General features: G+C 34.0%; 24 protein-coding genes and 1 riboswitch. Of the genes, 23 read left to right on the plus strand and 1 reads right to left on the minus strand.

Translation table 11 applies throughout. From position 1 onward, the window contains the following. The first annotated feature begins 78 nt into the window (after positions 1 to 78). From HMPREF3134_RS01720 to fabZ, 16 genes are all read left to right on the plus strand, one after another. A complete protein-coding gene (locus HMPREF3134_RS01720) occupies positions 79 to 603 on the plus strand; it encodes a TIGR01440 family protein (RefSeq protein WP_049426598.1) in 525 nt (174 codons plus the stop codon). A gap of 26 nt (positions 604 to 629) precedes the next feature. After that, on the plus strand, positions 630 to 1,868 hold the full coding sequence (glyA, locus tag HMPREF3134_RS01725) for a serine hydroxymethyltransferase (RefSeq protein ID WP_049426599.1): 1,239 nt from the start codon (positions 630 to 632) through the stop codon (positions 1,866 to 1,868). Positions 1,869 to 1,894: 26 nt separating this feature from the next. Beyond that, positions 1,895 to 2,524, plus strand: coding sequence for a uracil phosphoribosyltransferase (gene upp, locus HMPREF3134_RS01730; protein ID WP_037551932.1), 630 nt, complete (start codon positions 1,895 to 1,897; stop codon positions 2,522 to 2,524). 18 nt (positions 2,525 to 2,542) lie between these two features. After that, positions 2,543 to 3,676, plus strand: a complete 1,134-nt coding sequence (wecB, locus tag HMPREF3134_RS01735; protein ID WP_049426600.1) for a non-hydrolyzing UDP-N-acetylglucosamine 2-epimerase — start codon at positions 2,543 to 2,545, stop codon at positions 3,674 to 3,676. Between the two features lie 154 nt (positions 3,677 to 3,830). After that, complete coding sequence (locus tag HMPREF3134_RS01740; RefSeq protein ID WP_037551936.1) at positions 3,831 to 4,181, plus strand: ATP synthase subunit I; 351 nt, start codon at positions 3,831 to 3,833, stop codon at positions 4,179 to 4,181. 27 nt (positions 4,182 to 4,208) lie between these two features. Continuing rightward, positions 4,209 to 4,934, plus strand: a complete 726-nt coding sequence (gene atpB / locus HMPREF3134_RS01745) for a F0F1 ATP synthase subunit A (RefSeq protein WP_011275237.1) — start codon at positions 4,209 to 4,211, stop codon at positions 4,932 to 4,934. Between the two features lie 32 nt (positions 4,935 to 4,966). Next, positions 4,967 to 5,179 (plus strand): F0F1 ATP synthase subunit C, encoded by a 213-nt coding sequence (atpE, locus tag HMPREF3134_RS01750; protein WP_011275238.1) that lies wholly within the window; start codon positions 4,967 to 4,969, stop codon positions 5,177 to 5,179. Positions 5,180 to 5,264: 85 nt separating this feature from the next. Then, positions 5,265 to 5,795, plus strand: a complete 531-nt coding sequence (locus HMPREF3134_RS01755; RefSeq protein ID WP_016931216.1) for a F0F1 ATP synthase subunit B — start codon at positions 5,265 to 5,267, stop codon at positions 5,793 to 5,795. After that, positions 5,795 to 6,334 (plus strand): F0F1 ATP synthase subunit delta, encoded by a 540-nt coding sequence (locus HMPREF3134_RS01760; RefSeq protein ID WP_070440354.1) that lies wholly within the window; start codon positions 5,795 to 5,797, stop codon positions 6,332 to 6,334. Before HMPREF3134_RS01755 ends, HMPREF3134_RS01760 begins: the two co-directional genes overlap by 1 nt. Before the next feature lie 20 nt (positions 6,335 to 6,354). Continuing rightward, entirely contained in the window at positions 6,355 to 7,863 is a 1,509-nt protein-coding gene (atpA, locus tag HMPREF3134_RS01765; RefSeq protein WP_070440357.1) for a F0F1 ATP synthase subunit alpha, read from the plus strand. A 31-nt stretch (positions 7,864 to 7,894) separates the two neighbouring features. Next, positions 7,895 to 8,761, plus strand: coding sequence for an ATP synthase F1 subunit gamma (gene atpG, locus HMPREF3134_RS01770; RefSeq protein ID WP_070440358.1), 867 nt, complete (start codon positions 7,895 to 7,897; stop codon positions 8,759 to 8,761). A 21-nt stretch (positions 8,762 to 8,782) separates the two neighbouring features. Further along, on the plus strand, positions 8,783 to 10,195 hold the full coding sequence (gene atpD, locus HMPREF3134_RS01775; protein WP_070440360.1) for a F0F1 ATP synthase subunit beta: 1,413 nt from the start codon (positions 8,783 to 8,785) through the stop codon (positions 10,193 to 10,195). Between the two features lie 20 nt (positions 10,196 to 10,215). After that, positions 10,216 to 10,617 carry a F0F1 ATP synthase subunit epsilon gene (locus HMPREF3134_RS01780; RefSeq protein ID WP_070440361.1) on the plus strand — a complete coding sequence of 134 codons (402 nt, stop codon included), beginning with the start codon at positions 10,216 to 10,218 and terminating at the stop codon, positions 10,615 to 10,617. A gap of 127 nt (positions 10,618 to 10,744) precedes the next feature. Continuing rightward, entirely contained in the window at positions 10,745 to 10,978 is a 234-nt protein-coding gene (locus tag HMPREF3134_RS01785) for a DUF1146 family protein (RefSeq protein WP_070440363.1), read from the plus strand. Positions 10,979 to 11,082: 104 nt separating this feature from the next. Continuing rightward, a complete protein-coding gene (gene murA, locus HMPREF3134_RS01790) occupies positions 11,083 to 12,348 on the plus strand; it encodes a UDP-N-acetylglucosamine 1-carboxyvinyltransferase (protein ID WP_016931214.1) in 1,266 nt (421 codons plus the stop codon). A 39-nt stretch (positions 12,349 to 12,387) separates the two neighbouring features. Continuing rightward, positions 12,388 to 12,825, plus strand: coding sequence for a 3-hydroxyacyl-ACP dehydratase FabZ (fabZ, locus tag HMPREF3134_RS01795; RefSeq protein ID WP_016931213.1), 438 nt, complete (start codon positions 12,388 to 12,390; stop codon positions 12,823 to 12,825). Between the two features lie 49 nt (positions 12,826 to 12,874). Here fabZ and HMPREF3134_RS01800 read toward each other — a convergent pair whose 3' ends face one another. Further along, positions 12,875 to 13,318, minus strand: coding sequence for a YwpF-like family protein (locus tag HMPREF3134_RS01800; RefSeq protein ID WP_011275248.1), 444 nt, complete (start codon positions 13,316 to 13,318; stop codon positions 12,875 to 12,877). Between the two features lie 188 nt (positions 13,319 to 13,506). On the opposite strand from HMPREF3134_RS01800, the gene HMPREF3134_RS01805 reads away from it, so the two are divergent. The 7 genes from HMPREF3134_RS01805 to yidC all read left to right on the plus strand — a co-directional run bounded on the left by HMPREF3134_RS01805 (position 13,507) and on the right by yidC (position 19,129). Beyond that, entirely contained in the window at positions 13,507 to 13,905 is a 399-nt protein-coding gene (locus HMPREF3134_RS01805; RefSeq protein WP_070440365.1) for a single-stranded DNA-binding protein, read from the plus strand. A gap of 337 nt (positions 13,906 to 14,242) precedes the next feature. After that, a complete protein-coding gene (locus tag HMPREF3134_RS01810; RefSeq protein ID WP_070440367.1) occupies positions 14,243 to 14,950 on the plus strand; it encodes a transglycosylase family protein in 708 nt (235 codons plus the stop codon). A 109-nt stretch (positions 14,951 to 15,059) separates the two neighbouring features. Further along, positions 15,060 to 15,162: riboswitch (TPP riboswitch) on the plus strand. Between the two features lie 75 nt (positions 15,163 to 15,237). After that, the gene (tenA, locus tag HMPREF3134_RS01815) at positions 15,238 to 15,927 is read left to right on the plus strand and encodes a thiaminase II (protein ID WP_070440369.1); all 690 of its coding nucleotides are present in this window, start codon (positions 15,238 to 15,240) and stop codon (positions 15,925 to 15,927) included. Next, a complete protein-coding gene (gene thiD / locus HMPREF3134_RS01820; RefSeq protein WP_070440371.1) occupies positions 15,920 to 16,741 on the plus strand; it encodes a bifunctional hydroxymethylpyrimidine kinase/phosphomethylpyrimidine kinase in 822 nt (273 codons plus the stop codon). Before tenA ends, thiD begins: the two co-directional genes overlap by 8 nt. Further along, positions 16,734 to 17,525 (plus strand): hydroxyethylthiazole kinase, encoded by a 792-nt coding sequence (gene thiM / locus HMPREF3134_RS01825; protein WP_070440373.1) that lies wholly within the window; start codon positions 16,734 to 16,736, stop codon positions 17,523 to 17,525. Before thiD ends, thiM begins: the two co-directional genes overlap by 8 nt. 1 nt (position 17,526) lies before the next feature. Beyond that, positions 17,527 to 18,165, plus strand: a complete 639-nt coding sequence (gene thiE, locus HMPREF3134_RS01830; protein ID WP_053025530.1) for a thiamine phosphate synthase — start codon at positions 17,527 to 17,529, stop codon at positions 18,163 to 18,165. Positions 18,166 to 18,253: 88 nt separating this feature from the next. Next, positions 18,254 to 19,129 (plus strand): membrane protein insertase YidC, encoded by an 876-nt coding sequence (gene yidC / locus HMPREF3134_RS01835; RefSeq protein WP_037551964.1) that lies wholly within the window; start codon positions 18,254 to 18,256, stop codon positions 19,127 to 19,129. The last annotated feature ends 101 nt before the right edge of the window (positions 19,130 to 19,230 follow it).

Below are 19,230 nucleotides of genomic sequence, written 5' to 3' on the forward strand. Positions count from 1 at the left end.
TTTAAATAAGTTATAATGAAGAAGTATAGCTAGTTTGCTATGCTTCTTTTTAATTATGTATTTAAGGTGGAGATTTCAATGCAAAAACTTAAAACTTTGCTTGATGAACTTAAATCGCAATCATTTTTCAATGAAAATGAAATTTGTGTGATAGGATGTTCGACTTCTGAAGTTATAGGACAGAAGATTGGTTCTGTAGGTTCAATGGAAGTTGCTGAAACGATCTTTAATGCATTAGAAGAAGTGAAACAAGATACTGGTGTTTCTTTTGCATTCCAAGGTTGTGAACACATTAATAGAGCAGTCACAATTGAACGTGAAGATTTCAACCCCCTAACTATGGAAGAAGTCACTGTTGTTCCCGATGTTCACGCAGGAGGTAGTCTTGCTACATATGCTTATAAGCATATGAATGACCCAATCGTAGTTGAACATATTTCAGTACCTAAAGGTATTGATATAGGTCAAACATTAATTGGAATGCATATTAAACACGTTTGTGTACCGGTTAGGACAAGTGTCAAACAGGTTGGTGAAGCAATTGTAACGATTGCAACCTCAAGACCTAAGAAAATCGGTGGTGAACGAGCTAAATACGAATAAGCTTGAAAGCGTAGGAGGGGATTTTTATGTCTTATATCCAAAATCAAGATAAAGCTGTCTATGAAGCGATTCAAAATGAATACAATAGACAAAATAACAACATTGAATTAATAGCATCTGAAAATTTTGTATCTGAAGCGGTAATGGAAGCACAGGGTTCTGTAATGACTAATAAATATGCTGAAGGCTATCCTGGTCGTCGCTATTATGGTGGTTGTGATTATGTAGACGTTACAGAAACAATTGCTATCGAACGAGCTAAAGCATTATTTGGTGCTGAACATGTAAATGTGCAACCACATTCAGGTTCTCAAGCAAACATGGCAGTTTATCTTGTCGCTCTAGAGATGGGTGATACTGTTTTAGGAATGAATTTAAGTCATGGTGGTCACTTAACACACGGGTCACCAGTTAATTTTAGTGGTAAATTCTATAATTTTGTTGACTATGGTGTAGATAAGGAAACTGAAAAAATTGACTATGAAGTGGTGCGTCAATTAGCGCATGAACATAAACCTAAATTGATAGTTGCAGGTACATCAGCATATTCAAGACAACTGGATTTTAAAAAGTTTAAAGAAATCGCTGATGAAGTTGGTGCTAAATTAATGGTTGATATGGCCCATATCGCTGGTTTAGTAGCAACAGGTTTACATCCAAATCCTGTTGAACATGCAGACTTTGTAACTACAACTACTCATAAAACTTTACGTGGCCCACGTGGAGGCTTAATTCTCTGTAAAGAAGAGTATAAGAAAGATATTGATAAAACAATATTCCCTGGAATTCAAGGTGGCCCTTTAGAGCATGTCATTGCAGCTAAAGCTGTTGCGTTTGGTGAAGCGCTTGAGCAAGATTTTAAAGTTTATCAAGAACAAGTAATTAAAAACGCTAAAGTACTTTCACAAACATTGCAAGAAGAAGGCTTTAGAATTGTTTCAGGAGGAACTGATAATCATTTACTTTCTGTAGATGTTAAAAATTCAGTTAATGTTACTGGTAAAGAAGCTGAAGCGACTTTAGATTCTATTGGAATAACATGTAATAAAAATACAATCCCATTTGATCAAGAAAAAGCATTCGTAACAAGTGGTATACGTTTAGGTACACCTGCAGCCACTACGAGAGGCTTTGATGAGGAAGCGTTTAAAGAAGTAGGTCGTATTATTAGCTTAGCACTAAAAAATCCTAATAATGATACTAAATTAAAAGAAGCAAGAGAAAGAGTAAGTCGTTTAACTGCTAAATATCCGCTATATGAATAATTTATAAAATTTTGGAGGAAATATAAATGAGTAAAGTACATGTATTTGATCACCCACTAATTCAACACAAATTAAGTTACATCCGTGATATGAATACGGGAACTAAAGAATTTAGAGAACTTGTTGATGAAGTAGGCATGTTAATGGCGTATGAAGTTACTAGAGATTTAGAACTGCAAGATGTAGAAATTAAAACGCCAGTAACAACAATGACTGCAAAAAGATTAGCTGGTAAAAAATTAGCGATCGTTCCAATACTTAGAGCTGGTTTGGGTATGACAGATGGTGTGTTAAATCTAGTACCAGCGGCTAGAGTAGGTCATATTGGTCTATATCGTGATCCTAACACATTAAAAGCAGTAGAATACTTTGCTAAACTTCCACAAGACATTGATGAGAGACAAATCATTGTTGTAGATCCAATGCTAGCAACTGGAGCATCAGCAATTGAAGCCATCAATTCATTAAAGAAACGCGGTGCAAAAAATATTAGATTCATGTGTTTAATTGCAGCACCAGAAGGTGTAGAAAAGATGCAAGAGGCGCATGATGATGTAGATATTTATATTGCAGCATTAGATGAAAAATTAAATGATAAAGCATACATTACGCCTGGTTTAGGTGATGCTGGGGACAGATTATTTGGTACAAAATAGTATTTAGGAGCTTAAAGTATGAAAAAAATTATGACAGTCTTTGGTACTAGACCAGAAGCGATTAAGATGGCACCTTTAGTAAAGGCACTCGAATATGATGCTGAGTTAGAACCAATGATTGTTGTAACTGCTCAGCATCGTGAGATGTTAGATTCAGTATTACATACTTTTAACATTAAGCCACATTATGATTTAAATATTATGAAGGAAGGTCAAACACTTTCCGACATTACCTCAAGAGCTATGACGAAACTTGAAGATGTTATAAAAAAAGAGAAACCAGATATGGTATTAGTTCATGGCGACACAACTACAACATTTTCTGGTGCTCTTGCTGCTTTTTATAATAAAGTTGCTATTGGTCATGTTGAAGCAGGTTTAAGAACGCGACATAAATATACGCCATTTCCAGAAGAAGTGAATAGGCAAATGGTAAGTAATTTAGCCGATATACATTTTGCACCTACTAAAGGGGCGGCTAATAATCTACTTCAAGAAAACAAGAGTCCTGATTCAATTATTATTACTGGAAATACTGCTATCGACACACTCGAACTAACAATTCAAAAAGAATATAATTCAGATATTATAAGAAAACATCAAGGTAAACGTATTATATTATTAACTGTCCATAGACGAGAAAATGTCGGACAGCCAATGATTGATATTTACAAAGCGATGCGCAAAATTGTGGATGAATATGAAGATATCGTTATTGTGTCTCCTTTACATTTAAATCCTAAAGTAAGAGAACTAGCTTACGAGTATTTAGGAGAACATGAACGTATAGAATTAATTGAACCACTCGATGTTGTAGATTTTCATAATTTTGCAAATAAAGCATATTTAATTTTGACTGATTCAGGGGGGATTCAAGAAGAAGCCCCTTCATTAAATAAACCTGTTCTTGTTCTAAGAGATGTAACTGAAAGACCAGAAGGTGTAACAGCAGGTACTTTAAAGGTTGTAGGCACTGATTTTGATAATGTTTTTAAATCAACAACAGAAATCTTAGAAAATCAAATGATTTATGATCAAATGGCGCTAACTCAAAATCCTTATGGTGATGGCAATGCATCTTTGAGAATATGTGAGAGTATAAAATATTATTTCGGCTTAACTTCAAAAATGCCAAAGTCTTTCAATTCATAAAATAATCTTAATTGTGAACATTTTTTGACAATTAAATAGTCAATTTTTACAACAATTTGAATAGAATTGACACACTATTTCCCCTATATTATTATTAAATTTGTATGAGTGGAACGGTTTGCATGGTTGTCATAAGTTAATTTGGAGGAAAAAAATGAGGCGTTTCAGCATCATATTTAAACAATTCATTCAATATTATATTTATTTTCTAATTTTATTGGGTGTATTGTATATCATTATTCCAAAACCTTTTATTCTTGGATTGATAATCGGCACAGTTGGATCTTTAATAAATACCTATATTTTCGAATTATATTTATCTCGGGCAAAACAACCAGATAATATACACATTTCTACAGGCAATACTTGGAGGTACTTAGTCGCTATCATTGCGTGCGTAATATGGTTTTTATTAAAAGTTTATGTCAATATTATTGGAATAATGATAGGTCTTATGTTTTCTTATGTTTTAATCATACTACGCCCTCTACTGCTAAAGAGTTAAAATTTTAAGAACGAAAGAGGTGAGTACATGGATCACAAAAACCCGCTCGTGAGTTGGAATGTGTTTGGTTTTGATCTCGTTTTCAATTTAGCAAGCATCATGATGTTAGTTATTACAGCAATCATTGTTTTTCTTATAGCAATTATTTGTACACGTAATTTAAAGAAAAGACCATCAGGTAAACAGAATTTTATTGAATGGATCTTTGACTTTGTGAGAAGCATCATTGAGAGTAATATGGCTTGGAAAAAAGGTGGTCAGTTTCACTTCTTAGCTGTAACATTGATATTATTTATCTTTGTTGCAAACATGTTAGGGTTACCATTTGCTATAGTGACTAAAGATCATTATCTATGGTGGAAATCTCCAACAGCAGATGCAACAGTCACATTGACATTGTCAACTATGATGATATTACTTACACACTATTATGGTGTGAAAATGCGTGGTACTAAGGCATACATAGGTAATTACTTCAAACCATTCTGGCCTTTAGCAATTATCAATGTTTTTGAAGAATTCTCTTCAACATTAACACTTGGACTACGTTTATACGGTAATATTTTTGCCGGTGAATTATTACTTTCATTATTAGCCGGTTTAGTTGTAAGTAGTGCTTGGGGTTGGATTATAGGTATTCCAGGCTTAATCGTATGGCAAGGATTCTCAATCTTTGTTGGCTCAATCCAGGCATATATATTTATCATGCTTTCAATGGTTTACATGTCCCACAAAGTAGCGGACACACATTAACTTAAACAAACATTTTAGGAGGAATTATTAATATGGGTTTAATCGCAGCAGCAATTGCAATTGGTTTATCAGCACTAGGCGCAGGTATCGGTAACGGTCTTATCGTTTCAAGAACAGTAGAAGGTGTAGCTCGTCAACCAGAAGCACGTGGACAATTAATGAGTATCATGTTCATCGGTATTGGTTTAGTTGAGGCATTACCTATCATCGGTGTTGTAATCGCATTCATGACTCTTTTCCAATAAGAAAATTTCATGGCGAAGTCACTTGGATCTTCGCCGTTCGTTTTATTTAATGGCAAGTGGTGATTAATTATGAAAGGAGTGTCAAATGCCAGTGAATGCATTAACTAATTCATTCGTTCTAGGTGCAGCAGGTGGTGGAGTTGAATGGGGTACTGTCATTGTAACAGTTATCACATTTGCTATATTACTAGCACTACTTAAGAAATTTGCTTGGGGTCCATTAAAAGAAGTAATGGATAAACGTGAACGTGACATCAATAGAGACATTGATGAAGCCGAAGAAGCAAAATTAAATGCACAAAAACTTGAAGAAGAAAACAAAAAGACACTAAAACAAACTCAAGATGAAGTCCAACGTATTTTAGAAGATGCTAGAGTTCAAGCACGTAAACAACACGAAGAAATCATTCATGAAGCAAATATTCGTGCAAACGGTATGATTGAAACTGCTCAAAGTGAAATCAATAGCGAGAAAGAACGTGCATTAGCGGATATTAACAATCAAGTGTCTGAATTATCAGTATTAATTGCTTCTAAAGTACTTCAAAAAGAAATTTCAGAACAAGATCAAAAAGAACTTGTTGATAAGTATTTAAAAGAGGCAGGCGATAAATAATGGCAGATGTAGCAAATAAATACGCTAAAGCATTATTTGACGTCGCTATTGATAAAGATAGATTAGATTTAATGTATCATGAATTGAGTGAAGTTAGTGAAGCTACGAGAAACTATGGTGAAGATTTTAGAGCAATTGACTCAAATCCTAACCAACCAGCTTCAGAAAGACGCAAATTTGTTGGTATCATTTTTGGAGATGCTAATTATTACTTGAAAAATATGCTAATGATATTAGCTAATAATCGTCATTTAGTACTTATCAATTCAATTTTTAAAGAATTCAAAAGTTTATATAATGAATATCATAATGAAGATTCAGCAATTGTTGAATCAGTTTATCAATTAAGTGATGAAGAACTTGATCGCATTAAAGACTTAATTTTAAAACAAACTAATTTATCTCAAGTACATATTACTACGAAAATAAATCCAGAATTAATTGGAGGATTTAGAGTTAAAGTTGGTACTACTGTGCTAGATGGCAGTGTTAAAAAAGATTTAGAACAAATCGAACGCAAATTTAGAAGAGTAAACTAAAATAAAGAGGAGTGACATAGATGGCCATAAAAGCTGAAGAAATCAGTGCATTACTTCGCTCACAAATTGAAAATTATGAGTCTGAAATGTCTGTAACTGATGTTGGTACGGTACTCCAAATTGGTGACGGTATCGCATTAATTCACGGATTAAATGACTGTATGGCTGGTGAGCTAGTAGAGTTCTCAAATGGTGTTCTTGGTTTAGCTCAAAACCTTGAAGAATCAAATGTGGGTGTAGTTATTTTAGGACCATATACTGAAATTACTGAAGGCGACGAAGTTAGACGTACTGGACGTATTATGGAAGTTCCAGTAGGGGAAGAACTTATGGGTCGTGTTGTTAACCCACTTGGTCAACCTATTGATGGGCAAGGTCCTATCAATACAACTAAAACACGTCCTGTTGAGCAAAAAGCTACAGGTGTAATGGCTCGTAAATCTGTTGACGAACCACTTCAAACTGGTATTAAAGCGATTGACGCATTAGTTCCAATTGGACGTGGTCAACGTGAGTTAATTATCGGAGATAGACAAACAGGTAAAACAACAATCGGTATTGATACAATTTTAAACCAAAAAGGTTTAGATACAATTTGCATTTACGTAGCAATTGGTCAAAAAGATTCAACTGTGCGTGCAAATGTAGAAAAATTGCGTCAAGCTGGTGCATTAGATTACACAATTGTTGTTTCAGCTTCAGCATCTGAACCTTCACCATTACTTTACATTGCACCTTACTCAGGTGTAACTATGGGTGAAGAGTTTATGTTCAATGGGAAACATGTATTAATCGTTTACGATGATTTAACTAAACAAGCTGCTGCTTATCGTGAGTTATCATTATTATTACGTAGACCACCAGGTCGTGAAGCGTATCCAGGTGACGTATTCTACCTGCATAGTAGATTATTAGAAAGAGCAGCTAAACTTAATGATGATTTAGGTGGCGGTTCAATAACTGCTTTACCAATCATTGAAACACAAGCAGGGGATATTTCTGCATACGTACCAACTAACGTAATTTCAATTACAGATGGACAAATTTTCTTACAATCTGATTTATTCTTCTCAGGTGTAAGACCAGCGATTAATGCAGGACAATCAGTTTCACGTGTAGGTGGATCTGCTCAAATTAAAGCAATGAAGAAAGTAGCAGGTACGCTACGTTTAGACTTAGCTTCATATAGAGAATTAGAATCATTTGCACAATTCGGTTCTGATTTAGATGAATTTACAGCTAGAAAACTTGAAAGAGGTAAACGTACGGTTGAAGTCTTGAAACAAGATCAAAACAAACCACTTCCTGTTGAAAATCAAGTTTTAATTATCTATGCATTAACAAAAGGTTACCTAGATGATATTCCTGTAGAAGACATCACACGTTTTGAAGATGAATTGAATAGTTGGACTAAATCAAATGGTTCAGACTTATTAAATGAAATTAGAGAAACTGGTGGCTTACCATCTGATGATAAATTTGAAGCAACTATTAATGAATTCAAGAAAAGCTTTAGCAAATCTGAATAATTAAACTTTAAATTGAAAGGGTGGTGAGATAATGGCTTCATTAAAAGAGATAGATGGTCGTATTAAATCGACGAAAAAAATGAAACAAATTACCAAAGCGATGAATATGGTATCAAGTTCAAAATTACGTCGAGCTGAAAAAAACACTAAACAATTTGAACCTTATATGGAGAAAATGCAAGATGCTATTACTGCAATTGCAGGTGCTAGTAAAAATTCTAGTCATCCTATGCTTAGACCTAGACAAGTTCAACGTAGTGGCTACCTAGTTATTACAAGTGATAAAGGCTTAGCAGGTGCTTATAGTTCAAATGTACTAAAACGACTTATTAATGATATTAAAGAAAAGCATTCTAGCAGTGACGAATATAGTATTATTGTATTGGGTCAATCTGGTGTTGATTTCCTTAAAAATAGAGGTTATGAAATTGAGAATTCACTTGTTGAAGTTCCTGATCAACCTTCTTTTAAATCAATACAAGCAATTGCTAAACATGCGATTGACTTATTCAGTGAAGAACATATTGACGAATTAAAAATTTATTACAGTCACTATGTTAGTGTTCTTGAAAATAAACCAGCAACTAAACAAGTTTTACCATTATCTCGTGAAGATTCTAGCCAAGGTCAAGGCCAAATGTCTTCATATGAATTTGAGCCTGATAAAGAATCTATCCTAAGTGTTATTCTTCCTCAATATGTTGAAAGTTTAATTTATGGAACGATTTTAGATGCTAAGGCTAGTGAACATGCAGCGAGAATGACTGCAATGAAAAATGCTTCTGATAATGCAACTGAACTTATTGATGACTTATCATTACAATATAATAGAGCTAGACAAGCTGAAATCACTCAACAAATCACAGAAATTGTTGGTGGTTCCGCAGCACTTGAATAATAATTTAAAGGAGGAAACAACATGAGTAATGGCCGTGTAACTCAGGTTATGGGTCCTGTTATTGACGTTCGTTTTGAACATAATGAAGTACCTGAAATTAATAACGCCTTAATCATCGAAGTTCCCAAAGAAGATGGTACTTTTGAATTAACACTTGAAGTTGCATTACAACTAGGTGATGACGTTGTTCGTACAATTGCCATGGATTCAACAGATGGTGTTCAACGTGGTATGGAAGTTCAGAACACTGAAAAAGACATTTCAGTACCAGTTGGCGAAGTAACTTTAGGACGTGTATTTAACGTATTAGGTGACACAATTGATTTAGAAGATAAATTAGATGGTTCAGTAAGACGTGATCCAATTCATAGACAATCACCTAATTTTGACGAATTATCAACTGAAGTAGAAATTCTTGAAACTGGAATCAAAGTTGTAGACTTATTAGCACCATACATCAAAGGTGGTAAAATCGGTCTATTTGGTGGTGCCGGTGTTGGTAAAACCGTTTTAATCCAAGAATTGATTAATAATATCGCACAAGAACATGGTGGTATTTCAGTATTTGCTGGTGTAGGTGAACGTACACGTGAAGGTAACGACCTATATTATGAAATGAGAGATAGTGGCGTTATTGAGAAAACAGCAATGGTATTTGGTCAAATGAACGAGCCACCTGGTGCGCGTATGCGTGTGGCACTTTCTGCATTGACAATGGCTGAGTATTTCCGTGATGAACAAGGACAAGACGTTCTGTTATTCATCGATAACATTTTCAGATTTACTCAAGCAGGTTCAGAAGTATCAGCATTATTAGGACGTATGCCATCAGCTGTAGGTTATCAACCTACTTTAGCTACGGAAATGGGTCAATTACAAGAACGTATTACATCAACGAATAAAGGTTCAGTAACCTCAATTCAAGCTGTATTCGTACCAGCCGATGACTATACTGACCCAGCGCCAGCAACTGCATTCGCTCACTTAGATGCTACAACTAACTTAGAACGTAAATTAACTGAGATGGGTATCTATCCTGCCGTGGATCCTTTAGCATCTACATCAAGAGCGTTAGAACCAGCAATTGTTGGTCAAGAGCATTATGAAGTAGCACGAGATGTCCAATCAACACTTCAAAAATATAGAGAATTACAAGATATCATTGCTATTTTAGGTATGGATGAGTTATCAGAAGAAGATAAATTGACTGTAGAACGTGCACGTCGAATTCAATTCTTCTTGTCACAAAACTTCCATGTAGCAGAACAATTCACTGGTCAAAAAGGTTCATACGTTCCTGTTAAAACTACAGTAGCTGATTTTAAAGACATTTTAGATGGTAAATATGACCATATTCCTGAAGATGCTTTCCGTTTAATTGGAAGTATGGAAGATGTCATTGCCAAAGCAAAAGATATGGGTGTTGAAGTCTAAACAATTAGGAGGTATAGATAATGAGTACAGTTAATCTTGATATTGTCACTCCTAATGGTTCAGTCTACGAAAAAGATGACGTTGAATTAGTTGTTTTTCAGACTACAGCTGGTGAAATGGGTGTCATGAGTGGGCATATTCCGACAGTTGCCGCATTAAAAATAGGCCATGTAAAAGTGAATTTTAGAAATGGTACTGAATATATAGCTGTTAGTGGTGGCTTTGTTGAAATTAGACAACATAAAGTATCTGTCATTGTTCAAACAGCTGAAACTGCAAGTGAAATTGATGTAGAACGAGCTAAATTAGCTCGTCAAAGAGCACAATCTCATTTAGAAGATCAGGATAACAGTGATATAAACAGAGCTAAAAGAGCGTTGGCAAGAGCTGAAAACCGCTTACGCGTAGCAGAATTAAAATAATTAAAAAGGTTTGGAAACTAACTTTAGTTTTCAAACCTTTTTTATGTTGTATCATAGTCACGATTAGTATCATTCTGTGCTTATTTAATGTACAATATAGTACAGAAATCTAAAAGGAGAGAATGTCATGGATTATATTGGACAATTTGCAATAATACACTTAATTTTACATGTTCTGTGTATTTGCATAGCTTATTGGGCATTAAACTCTCTAAAATTAGATCAATTTTTTAAAAAAGGCTATGCTACTCAAGTACAAGTTTGTCTAATGTTTTTAGCAGTATTATTGGGTACAGCTGTCAGTAATTTTTTAATTGATTTATTACAATTCTCAACACAAGTGAAATTTTTATTTCAATAATGAGTTTATTGTAAATTCTTTTTAAAAATGGATATAATAAATAAATAATTGATTGAAAACCGGGAAATGATGATAGTAATAGGAGTTTAAAGTGGAGGATTATTATGGATAAAATAGTTATAAAAGGTGGCAATCGCCTAACTGGAGAAGTTAAAGTTGAAGGAGCTAAAAATGCAGTTTTACCAGTACTAACTGCATCACTGTTAGCATCAGAAGGTCAAAGTAAACTTGTTAACGTTCCAGATCTAAGTGATGTTGTTACAATAAATAATGTGTTATCAACATTAAACGCTAATGTGGAGTATAACAAAGAAGAAGGTGCCGTATTAGTTGATGCATCTACAACATTAAAAGAAGAGGCACCTTATGAATATGTTAGTAAGATGCGTGCGAGCATTTTGGTTATGGGTCCTTTACTAGCTCGATTAGGACATGCCATTGTCGCATTACCAGGCGGTTGTGCAATTGGTGCACGACCAATAGAGCAGCATATTAAAGGTTTTGAAGCTCTAGGTGCTGAAATTCACCTTGAAAATGGAAATATTTATGCTAGTACAAAAGATGGTTTAAAAGGTACAGATATTCATTTAGATTTCCCTAGTGTAGGTGCAACTCAAAACATTATTATGGCTGCTTCACTTGCAAAGGGTAAAACAGTAATTGAAAATGTTGCTAAAGAACCTGAAATTGTTGATTTAGCAAATTATATCAATGAAATGGGTGGTAAAGTTACCGGAGCTGGTACTGATACTATTACAATTCATGGTGTCGAAAAATTAAGAGGTGTTGAACATTCAATTATTCCAGATAGAATTGAAGCAGGTACCCTTATCATAGCTGCTGCAATTACACGTGGTGATGTATTTGTTCGAGACGCTGTGAAGGAACACATGACTAGTTTAATTTATAAACTAGAAGAAATGGGTGTTAATTTAGATTTCCAAGAAGATGGTGTAAGAGTCACTGCTGAGGATGAACTTAAACCAGTTGACGTTAAAACATTGCCACATCCTGGATTCCCAACAGATATGCAATCACAAATGATGGCGTTATTATTAACAGCTGAAGGTCATAAAGTGATAACTGAAACAGTCTTTGAAAATAGATTTATGCATGTTGCCGAATTTAGACGTATGAATGCAAATATTACTGTAGAAGGCAGAAGCGCTAAAATACAAGGTAAGAGTCAATTACAAGGTGCTCAAGTTAAAGCAACGGATTTACGTGCAGCTGCGGCATTAATATTAGCTGGTTTAGTAGCTGAAGGTACAACTCAGGTTACTGAATTGAAACATTTAGACCGTGGTTACGTTAATTTCCATGAGAAATTAAAATCATTGGGTGCTAACATTGAAAGAGTAAATGATTAATAAGATATTTTTCGTATAAACTTCTGGAGGACTTACATTATGGAAACAATTTTCGATTATAATCAAATTAAACAAATCATTCCACATAGACAACCATTTTTACTAATAGACCGTGTAGTTGAATATGAAGAAGGCAAAAGATGTGTGGGCTTAAAACAAGTATCTGGTAATGAGCCTTTTTTCCAAGGACACTTTCCAGATTATGCTGTGATGCCTGGCGTACTAATTACTGAAGCTTTAGCTCAAACAGGAGCTGTTGCTATGCTAAACAGTGAAGAGAATAAAGGTAAAATTGCTTTATTTGCTGGTATTGATAAATGTAGATTTAAAAAGCAAGTAACTCCTGGTGATACTTTAATGTTAGAAGTAGAAATTACTAAAATTAAAGGTCCGATTGGAAAAGGTACAGCTAAAGCAACTGTTGATGGACAATTAGCTTGCAGTTGTGAACTAACTTTTGCAATTCAAGATGCTTAAATAATCAAAAATTGCCTCCTAATTTAATAAAGTGTTAGGAGGCAATTTTTTATTCTCTCTCAAATTTTTCTTCTTTAAGTTTTGGTTTTGATTGCATCATTCGATTGAATGTTATTTTTAACTCTTCACCAGAAAGACCTTCATCAATTAACTGTTCTAATAAACTCTCTGCATATACTTGACGTAAAGTATAAATATGACAGTCAAATACTATTGACATTGTTGTTTCGAATTCAGAAATGCTTTTAATTGTGGCATCAAATAAAGCGGGATCATTTGAAGGACGCGTTATCACGACTCTAATGTCCAATAAAGTTTGATCATCATAATATTTTTTCATTGTCTCATAATGTGCATTTGAAATGACAACCTCTAAGAGCCAACCTGTGCCACTATTTTCTTTATTAATGATTACACCATCTTCTAACTCGAATTCAGTTATTCCACCATTTTCGTTAACGATTTGAAAACGTACAGCTTTAAATGTCTTCACTTCATCACATCCCCAAAAAAATTTGAAATTATGCAAAAAATGAAATTATTAATAATCTAATATGAGTTTTACAATTATTTTCTTTAAATATATCAAACTTTGTGTAATAAGAGGAATAAAAATATTAAAAATAGAATTTTGACGCCTAAATTATAAATGAATAATATAGTTATAGAAGGAGGTGACACATGCTAAATAAAATTGTGATAGTAGGTCGATTGACCAAAAAGGCACAAATATTTGAAAACGAGGAGGTGAAGATAGCTACGTTCTGTGTTGCAACTGAACGTAATTATAAAGATGAAAATAATGAAATAGCTTGTGATTATATTTTTTGTAAAGCATTTGGTAAAACAGCAACAAATATAGAATCATATACAGACCAAGGCACTTTAGTTGGTATTACAGGACAAATGAGATCTCGTAAGTACGATAAAGATGGCCAAACGCACTTTGTGACTGAATTATATGTTGAAACAATTAAATTTATGTCCCCTAAATCTAAAAACGATAATATTCTTCCTAACACCTCATATGATGAAGACGCTTATTCCTTTGATCACCTTGAAGTGATTGATGTTAAATAATCTTCTAATAACTCCATCCCTATTTACTATAAAAACTTCTTTTAATTATACTCATGGCCTCTCTTATATAAAGAATTTATAAGGGAGGCTATTAAATTACCCGTTTAATTATCTGAAAGATTTCATAAATATTACAAAGAAAAGATGTTTATATACCTATTCAAAGCTGTCATGATAGTTTGCAATTGAAATAATTATGGTTTTACTAATGTAATTTCTATGTAAAAAAGTCCTGTCTTTTTTTATTTCACTGTAACCTACTATGATTTTATGGATGTTAAAGTGGTACTTGTAAAATTAATTAAGACACAAACATTCTTAGGAGGATATATATATTATGAAAAAGACAATTATTGCTTCATCATTAGCAGTAGGTTTAGGAGTAGTTGCTGGCAACGCTGGACACGCAGATGCGAGCGAAGCTCAAGTAAATAAAGCAGAATTAGCTCAATTAGCTCAATCAAATGATCAATCATTAAATGATAGCCCTATTCAAGAGGGTGCTTACAATGTAACTTTTGATTATGAAGGTTTCACTTATCATTTTGAATCAGATGGTACTAACTGGAGTTGGAACTATGCACAATCAGGTCAAGCTTCTCAACAACAAGATGTAAGTGCACAAGTTTCAACTGTTTCTAATCAAACTTCAGCTGAACAAGTTGGTTCTCAACAACAATCTAGTCAAGTTCAACCAACTCAAACTCAACAAGCACCTCAAACTGAACAAACACAACAACCACAAACTGAAGCTACAACTTCTAACTCAAGTTCTTCAAATAACAATGCTTCAAGTGGTTCTTCTGTAAATGTTAACAGTCATTTACAACAAATTGCACAACGTGAATCTGGTGGCGACATTACTGCTATCAACCCAAGTTCAGGTGCAGCAGGTAAATATCAATTCTTACAATCTACTTGGGATTCAGTAGCTCCTGATGAATATAAAGGTGTTTCACCAGCACAAGCTCCTGAACACGTACAAGATGCTGCAGCAGTTAAATTATATAACACTGCAGGCGCTTCACAATGGGTAACTGCATAATATAGTAATTTAATCATTTAAAGTAAGAGTGGAACAGTGAATTTTGTTCCACTCTTTTTTGTTTTGTTTGATAAAACGCAGTCATTTTGGTATTGTTAAATTAATAAATTAATGCTACTAGGGGAGCCATAGTAAATGGCTGAGATGATTAATTCAGACCCTTATAACCTGATTTGGTTAGTACCAACGTAGGAAAGTAGTTATGTAAATGTTACGTTCTCTTTATTGAATGATAGCTACATTTCTACGTTGAAATGTAGCATTTTTTAATTTTAAGGAGGATTAATATGACATTTTCAACTGAGATTAAAGAGGCTGCGCAACCTATTATTGAAGAAATTTATAATGATGGCTTTATACAAGACCTATTAAAAGGGGATTTAGATGCTCAAGCAGTACGTCAATATTTAAGAGCAGATGCGTCATATTTGAAAGAATTTACAAATTTATATGCACTTCTTATCCCAAAAGCGCCATCAATGAAGGATGTTAAATTTTTAGTTGAACAAATTGAATTTATGCTTGATGGTGAGGTTGAGGCACATGAAATCCTAGCAGATTATATCAATGAACCTTATGAAGAAATTGTTAAAGAAAAAGTATGGCCACCTAGTGGAGATCATTACATTAAACATATGTATTATCACGCATATGCTCATGAAAATGCTGCGTATACTATAGCTGCAATGGCACCTTGTCCTTATGTATATGAAGTAGTAGCTAAAATGGCATTAGAGGATCAAAACCTAAATAGAGATTCTGTTACAGCAAAATGGTTTGATTTCTATAGTACAGAAATGCGACCATTAATTGAAGTATTTGATAATTTATTAGATAAATTAACAACAAATTGTACAGAACAAGAGAAGAAAGATATTAAAGAAAGTTTCTTACAAAGTACCGTACATGAACGTAATTTCTTTAATATGGCTTATATTAATGAACAGTGGAACTTCGGAGGCGATAAAAATGCATAAACCCAAAATTGCTTTAACAATTGCAGGAACCGATCCATCAGGTGGCGCTGGTGTGATGGCCGATTTAAAATCATTTCATGCCTGTGGCGTCTACGGTATGGCAGCGATTACAAGTATCGTTGCGCAAAACACTAAAGGCGTTCAACATATCCATAATCTTGAGACAAGTTGGGTACAAGAACAATTAGACAGTGTCTTTAATGATGAATTACCACATGCTATTAAGACAGGCATGATTGCAACTCATGAAACAATGGAGTTAATCCAACATTATTTGAAACAACACTCAGATATTCCATACGTTATTGATCCAGTTATGCTTGCTAAAAGTGGTGATTCACTCATGGATGATGATACTAAGAAACATTTACAGAATACATTACTACCTTTAGCAGATGTCGTCACACCTAATATTCCTGAAGCAGAGGAAATTACAGGTATCAAACTAGACACTGAAGAAAATATACGAAAAGCTGGTAACATATTTATTAACGAGATAGGTAGTAAAGGCGTCGTAATAAAAGGTGGGCATTCTACTGATTTAAACAATGCCAAAGATTTCTTGTTTACTAAGGATGATGTATATACTTTTGAAGATCAACGCTTTGATACAAAACATACTCACGGCACCGGATGTACATTTTCAGCGGTAATTACTGCAGAACTTGCAAAAGGTAAATCAATCTATGAAGCGGTAAAAAAAGCTAAGAAATTTATTTCATTAAGTATTCAATATACGCCAGAGATTGGTCAGGGTAGAGGGCCGGTAAACCATTTTGCCTATATGAAGAAAGTAGGTTTAGATGATGAATAACTTAGAACGTTTGAGACAAGAGAACCCTCTAGTTGTGTGTTATACAAATGATGTCGTGAAGAATTTTACAGCCAATGGTTTACTCAGTATCGGCGCGAGCCCAGCAATGAGTGAAGCACCTGAAGAAGCGAGAGAATTTTATAAAGTCGCTGGTGCATTACTTATTAATATTGGCACGATGACTAAAGCAAATGAACAAGACATATTGGAAATTGGTAAAATTGCGAATCAACAAGGAACACCGATTGTATTTGATCCAGTGGCAGTTGGTGCATCTTCATATCGTAAAGCATTTTGCCAAAAATTCTTATCAGAAGTGAAAGTATCAGTAATTAAAGGAAATGCCTCAGAAATTTTAACGTTAGTAGATGCGACTACAACGATGAAAGGTACAGATGGTGAAACTGACTTAGATGTTGTTGAAATAGCTAAGAGAGTCCATGAGGAATTGAATACAGCCATCGTGTTAACAGGTAAAGATGATGTTGTTGTCCAAGGTGGCAAAGTTGTCAAGTTATCTAATGGGTCACCTTTATTAGCTAAAATTACTGGTGCTGGATGTTTACTCGGTGGTATTGTAGCGAGTTTCTTATTTAGAGAAGAAAATCCAACACTACAAGTGTTAGAAGAAGCAGTGAGCATTTATAATATTGCAGCTGAACTTGCTGAAAAGGATCAACAAGTGAATGGACCAGGTACATTTTTACCCAAACTATTAGATCAAATGTATAACATTGACTTTAATACTTACCAACACCAAGTCAAAAGACAAGAGGTTGAATAATATGTTTAATTCATCATTATTAAACGTTTATTTTATTTGCGGTACGCAAGATGTTCCAGAAGGAAAAGATATTAGAGTAATACTAAAGCAAGCTTTAGAAGCTGGAATTACCCTTTTTCAATTCCGTGAAAAGGGGCCAACATCATTAGATGGTGTTGCGAAAGAAGATTTAGCAATTGATTTATTAAAACTATGTCATGACTATCAAGTACCATTTATTGTAAATGACGATGTTGATTTAGCTGAAAAAATAAATGCAGACGGTATTCATGTAGGGCAAGATGATGTAAATGTGAAGTCTTTTGCTGAACGTTTTAGAGATAAAATCATTGGGCTTAGCATTGGAAATGAGAAAGAATATTACCATTCGGATTTAGAACATGTTGATTATATTGGAGTTGGACCTATGTTTGCAACAATCTCTAAAGATGATGCTAACGCACCAGTAGGTCCTTCAATGATTGCTAAATTAAAGAACATCAATCCTTCGTTACCAATGGTAGCAATTGGAGGCATAACAGAAGACAATATTGAACCTATTTCTCAAAATGGTGCAGATGGTGTTTCAGTTATTTCAGCGATTGCACGTAGTCATAATATTGACAAGACTGTTACTAAAATGAAAAGTTATTTCAAATAAATAATAAAATTTTTCTTTTTTTGTTTTCCAGTACACGGTTACTATGATAAAATAATCTCTATGTGAATATATCAATAGAGGTGTAAAAATGAAGAAGAAAGCGTTACTACCTTTGTTATTAGGGGTAATGGTCTTTTTAGCCGGATGTGACTATTCTAAATCTAGTAATAGAGATGGATTTTTCTATAATACATTCGTAGAACCAATGTCTAAAGTATTACATTGGTTAGGCCATTCAGTATTTAACGATGACTACGGTATTGCAATTATCGTATTAGTTTTAGTAATACGTATTATCTTGTTACCATTCATGCTATCAAACTATAAAAATAGTCATTTGATGCGTGAAAAAATGAAAGTTGCCAAACCAGAAGTTGATGGCGTGCAAGAGAAAGTTAAACGTGCACGTACTCAAGAAGAGAAAATGGCAGCAAACCAAGAAATGATGGAAGTTTATAAGAAATACGATATTAATCCAATGAAGAGTGCATTAGGATGTTTACCTGTATTAATTCAAATGCCAGTTGTCATGGGATTATACTTTGTATTACGTTACCGTATTGGTGGCGGTATTGCAGAACATCCTCACTTCTTATGGTTTAATTTAATACATCCTGATATTTGGATTACTATTATTGCCGGTGTGCTTTACTTTATCCAAGCTTGGGTATCAAGTAAGCAAATGCCTCAAGAACAACGTCAAATGACATATATGATGATGATTGTATCACCAATCATGATTATTTGGATTTCATTAAGTTCGGCTTCAGCTTTAGGTTTATATTGGTCAGTCAGTGCGGCATTCTTGATTGTTCAAACATACTTCGCCAATATGTACTATGAAAAAGTTGCTCGAAGAGAAGTTGCACCAATGATTGAAAAATTTGAGGAAAATAATAGTAACTCAAATAAAAAAGGTAAAAACACTCAAGTCGTTTCTAAGAATAATAAAAAGAAAAAATAAATTAGTTTAATTGAAACTAGTAAGTAAAAAGGCCGATATCCTTACGTAGGGTATCGACCTTTTTTTATAGGCTCTATAATAAATTGGACTGATGACTAAAA

Origin of the sequence: Staphylococcus sp. HMSC14D10 (assembly GCF_001808125.1) — a bacterium.
Taxonomy (GTDB): domain Bacteria; phylum Bacillota; class Bacilli; order Staphylococcales; family Staphylococcaceae; genus Staphylococcus; species Staphylococcus haemolyticus.

Coding starts and splice junctions, on each gene's coding strand:
- HMPREF3134_RS01720 (WP_049426598.1), top strand. CDS start 79: ATGCAAAAACTTAAAACTTTGCTTGATGAACTTAAATCGCAATCATTT.
- glyA (WP_049426599.1), top strand. CDS start 630: ATGTCTTATATCCAAAATCAAGATAAAGCTGTCTATGAAGCGATTCAA.
- upp (WP_037551932.1), top strand. CDS start 1,895: ATGAGTAAAGTACATGTATTTGATCACCCACTAATTCAACACAAATTA.
- wecB (WP_049426600.1), top strand. CDS start 2,543: ATGAAAAAAATTATGACAGTCTTTGGTACTAGACCAGAAGCGATTAAG.
- HMPREF3134_RS01740 (WP_037551936.1), top strand. CDS start 3,831: ATGAGGCGTTTCAGCATCATATTTAAACAATTCATTCAATATTATATT.
- atpB (WP_011275237.1), top strand. CDS start 4,209: ATGGATCACAAAAACCCGCTCGTGAGTTGGAATGTGTTTGGTTTTGAT.
- atpE (WP_011275238.1), top strand. CDS start 4,967: ATGGGTTTAATCGCAGCAGCAATTGCAATTGGTTTATCAGCACTAGGC.
- HMPREF3134_RS01755 (WP_016931216.1), top strand. CDS start 5,265: ATGCCAGTGAATGCATTAACTAATTCATTCGTTCTAGGTGCAGCAGGT.
- HMPREF3134_RS01760 (WP_070440354.1), top strand. CDS start 5,795: ATGGCAGATGTAGCAAATAAATACGCTAAAGCATTATTTGACGTCGCT.
- atpA (WP_070440357.1), top strand. CDS start 6,355: ATGGCCATAAAAGCTGAAGAAATCAGTGCATTACTTCGCTCACAAATT.
- atpG (WP_070440358.1), top strand. CDS start 7,895: ATGGCTTCATTAAAAGAGATAGATGGTCGTATTAAATCGACGAAAAAA.
- atpD (WP_070440360.1), top strand. CDS start 8,783: ATGAGTAATGGCCGTGTAACTCAGGTTATGGGTCCTGTTATTGACGTT.
- HMPREF3134_RS01780 (WP_070440361.1), top strand. CDS start 10,216: ATGAGTACAGTTAATCTTGATATTGTCACTCCTAATGGTTCAGTCTAC.
- HMPREF3134_RS01785 (WP_070440363.1), top strand. CDS start 10,745: ATGGATTATATTGGACAATTTGCAATAATACACTTAATTTTACATGTT.
- murA (WP_016931214.1), top strand. CDS start 11,083: ATGGATAAAATAGTTATAAAAGGTGGCAATCGCCTAACTGGAGAAGTT.
- fabZ (WP_016931213.1), top strand. CDS start 12,388: ATGGAAACAATTTTCGATTATAATCAAATTAAACAAATCATTCCACAT.
- HMPREF3134_RS01805 (WP_070440365.1), top strand. CDS start 13,507: ATGCTAAATAAAATTGTGATAGTAGGTCGATTGACCAAAAAGGCACAA.
- HMPREF3134_RS01810 (WP_070440367.1), top strand. CDS start 14,243: ATGAAAAAGACAATTATTGCTTCATCATTAGCAGTAGGTTTAGGAGTA.
- tenA (WP_070440369.1), top strand. CDS start 15,238: ATGACATTTTCAACTGAGATTAAAGAGGCTGCGCAACCTATTATTGAA.
- thiD (WP_070440371.1), top strand. CDS start 15,920: ATGCATAAACCCAAAATTGCTTTAACAATTGCAGGAACCGATCCATCA.
- thiM (WP_070440373.1), top strand. CDS start 16,734: ATGAATAACTTAGAACGTTTGAGACAAGAGAACCCTCTAGTTGTGTGT.
- thiE (WP_053025530.1), top strand. CDS start 17,527: ATGTTTAATTCATCATTATTAAACGTTTATTTTATTTGCGGTACGCAA.
- yidC (WP_037551964.1), top strand. CDS start 18,254: ATGAAGAAGAAAGCGTTACTACCTTTGTTATTAGGGGTAATGGTCTTT.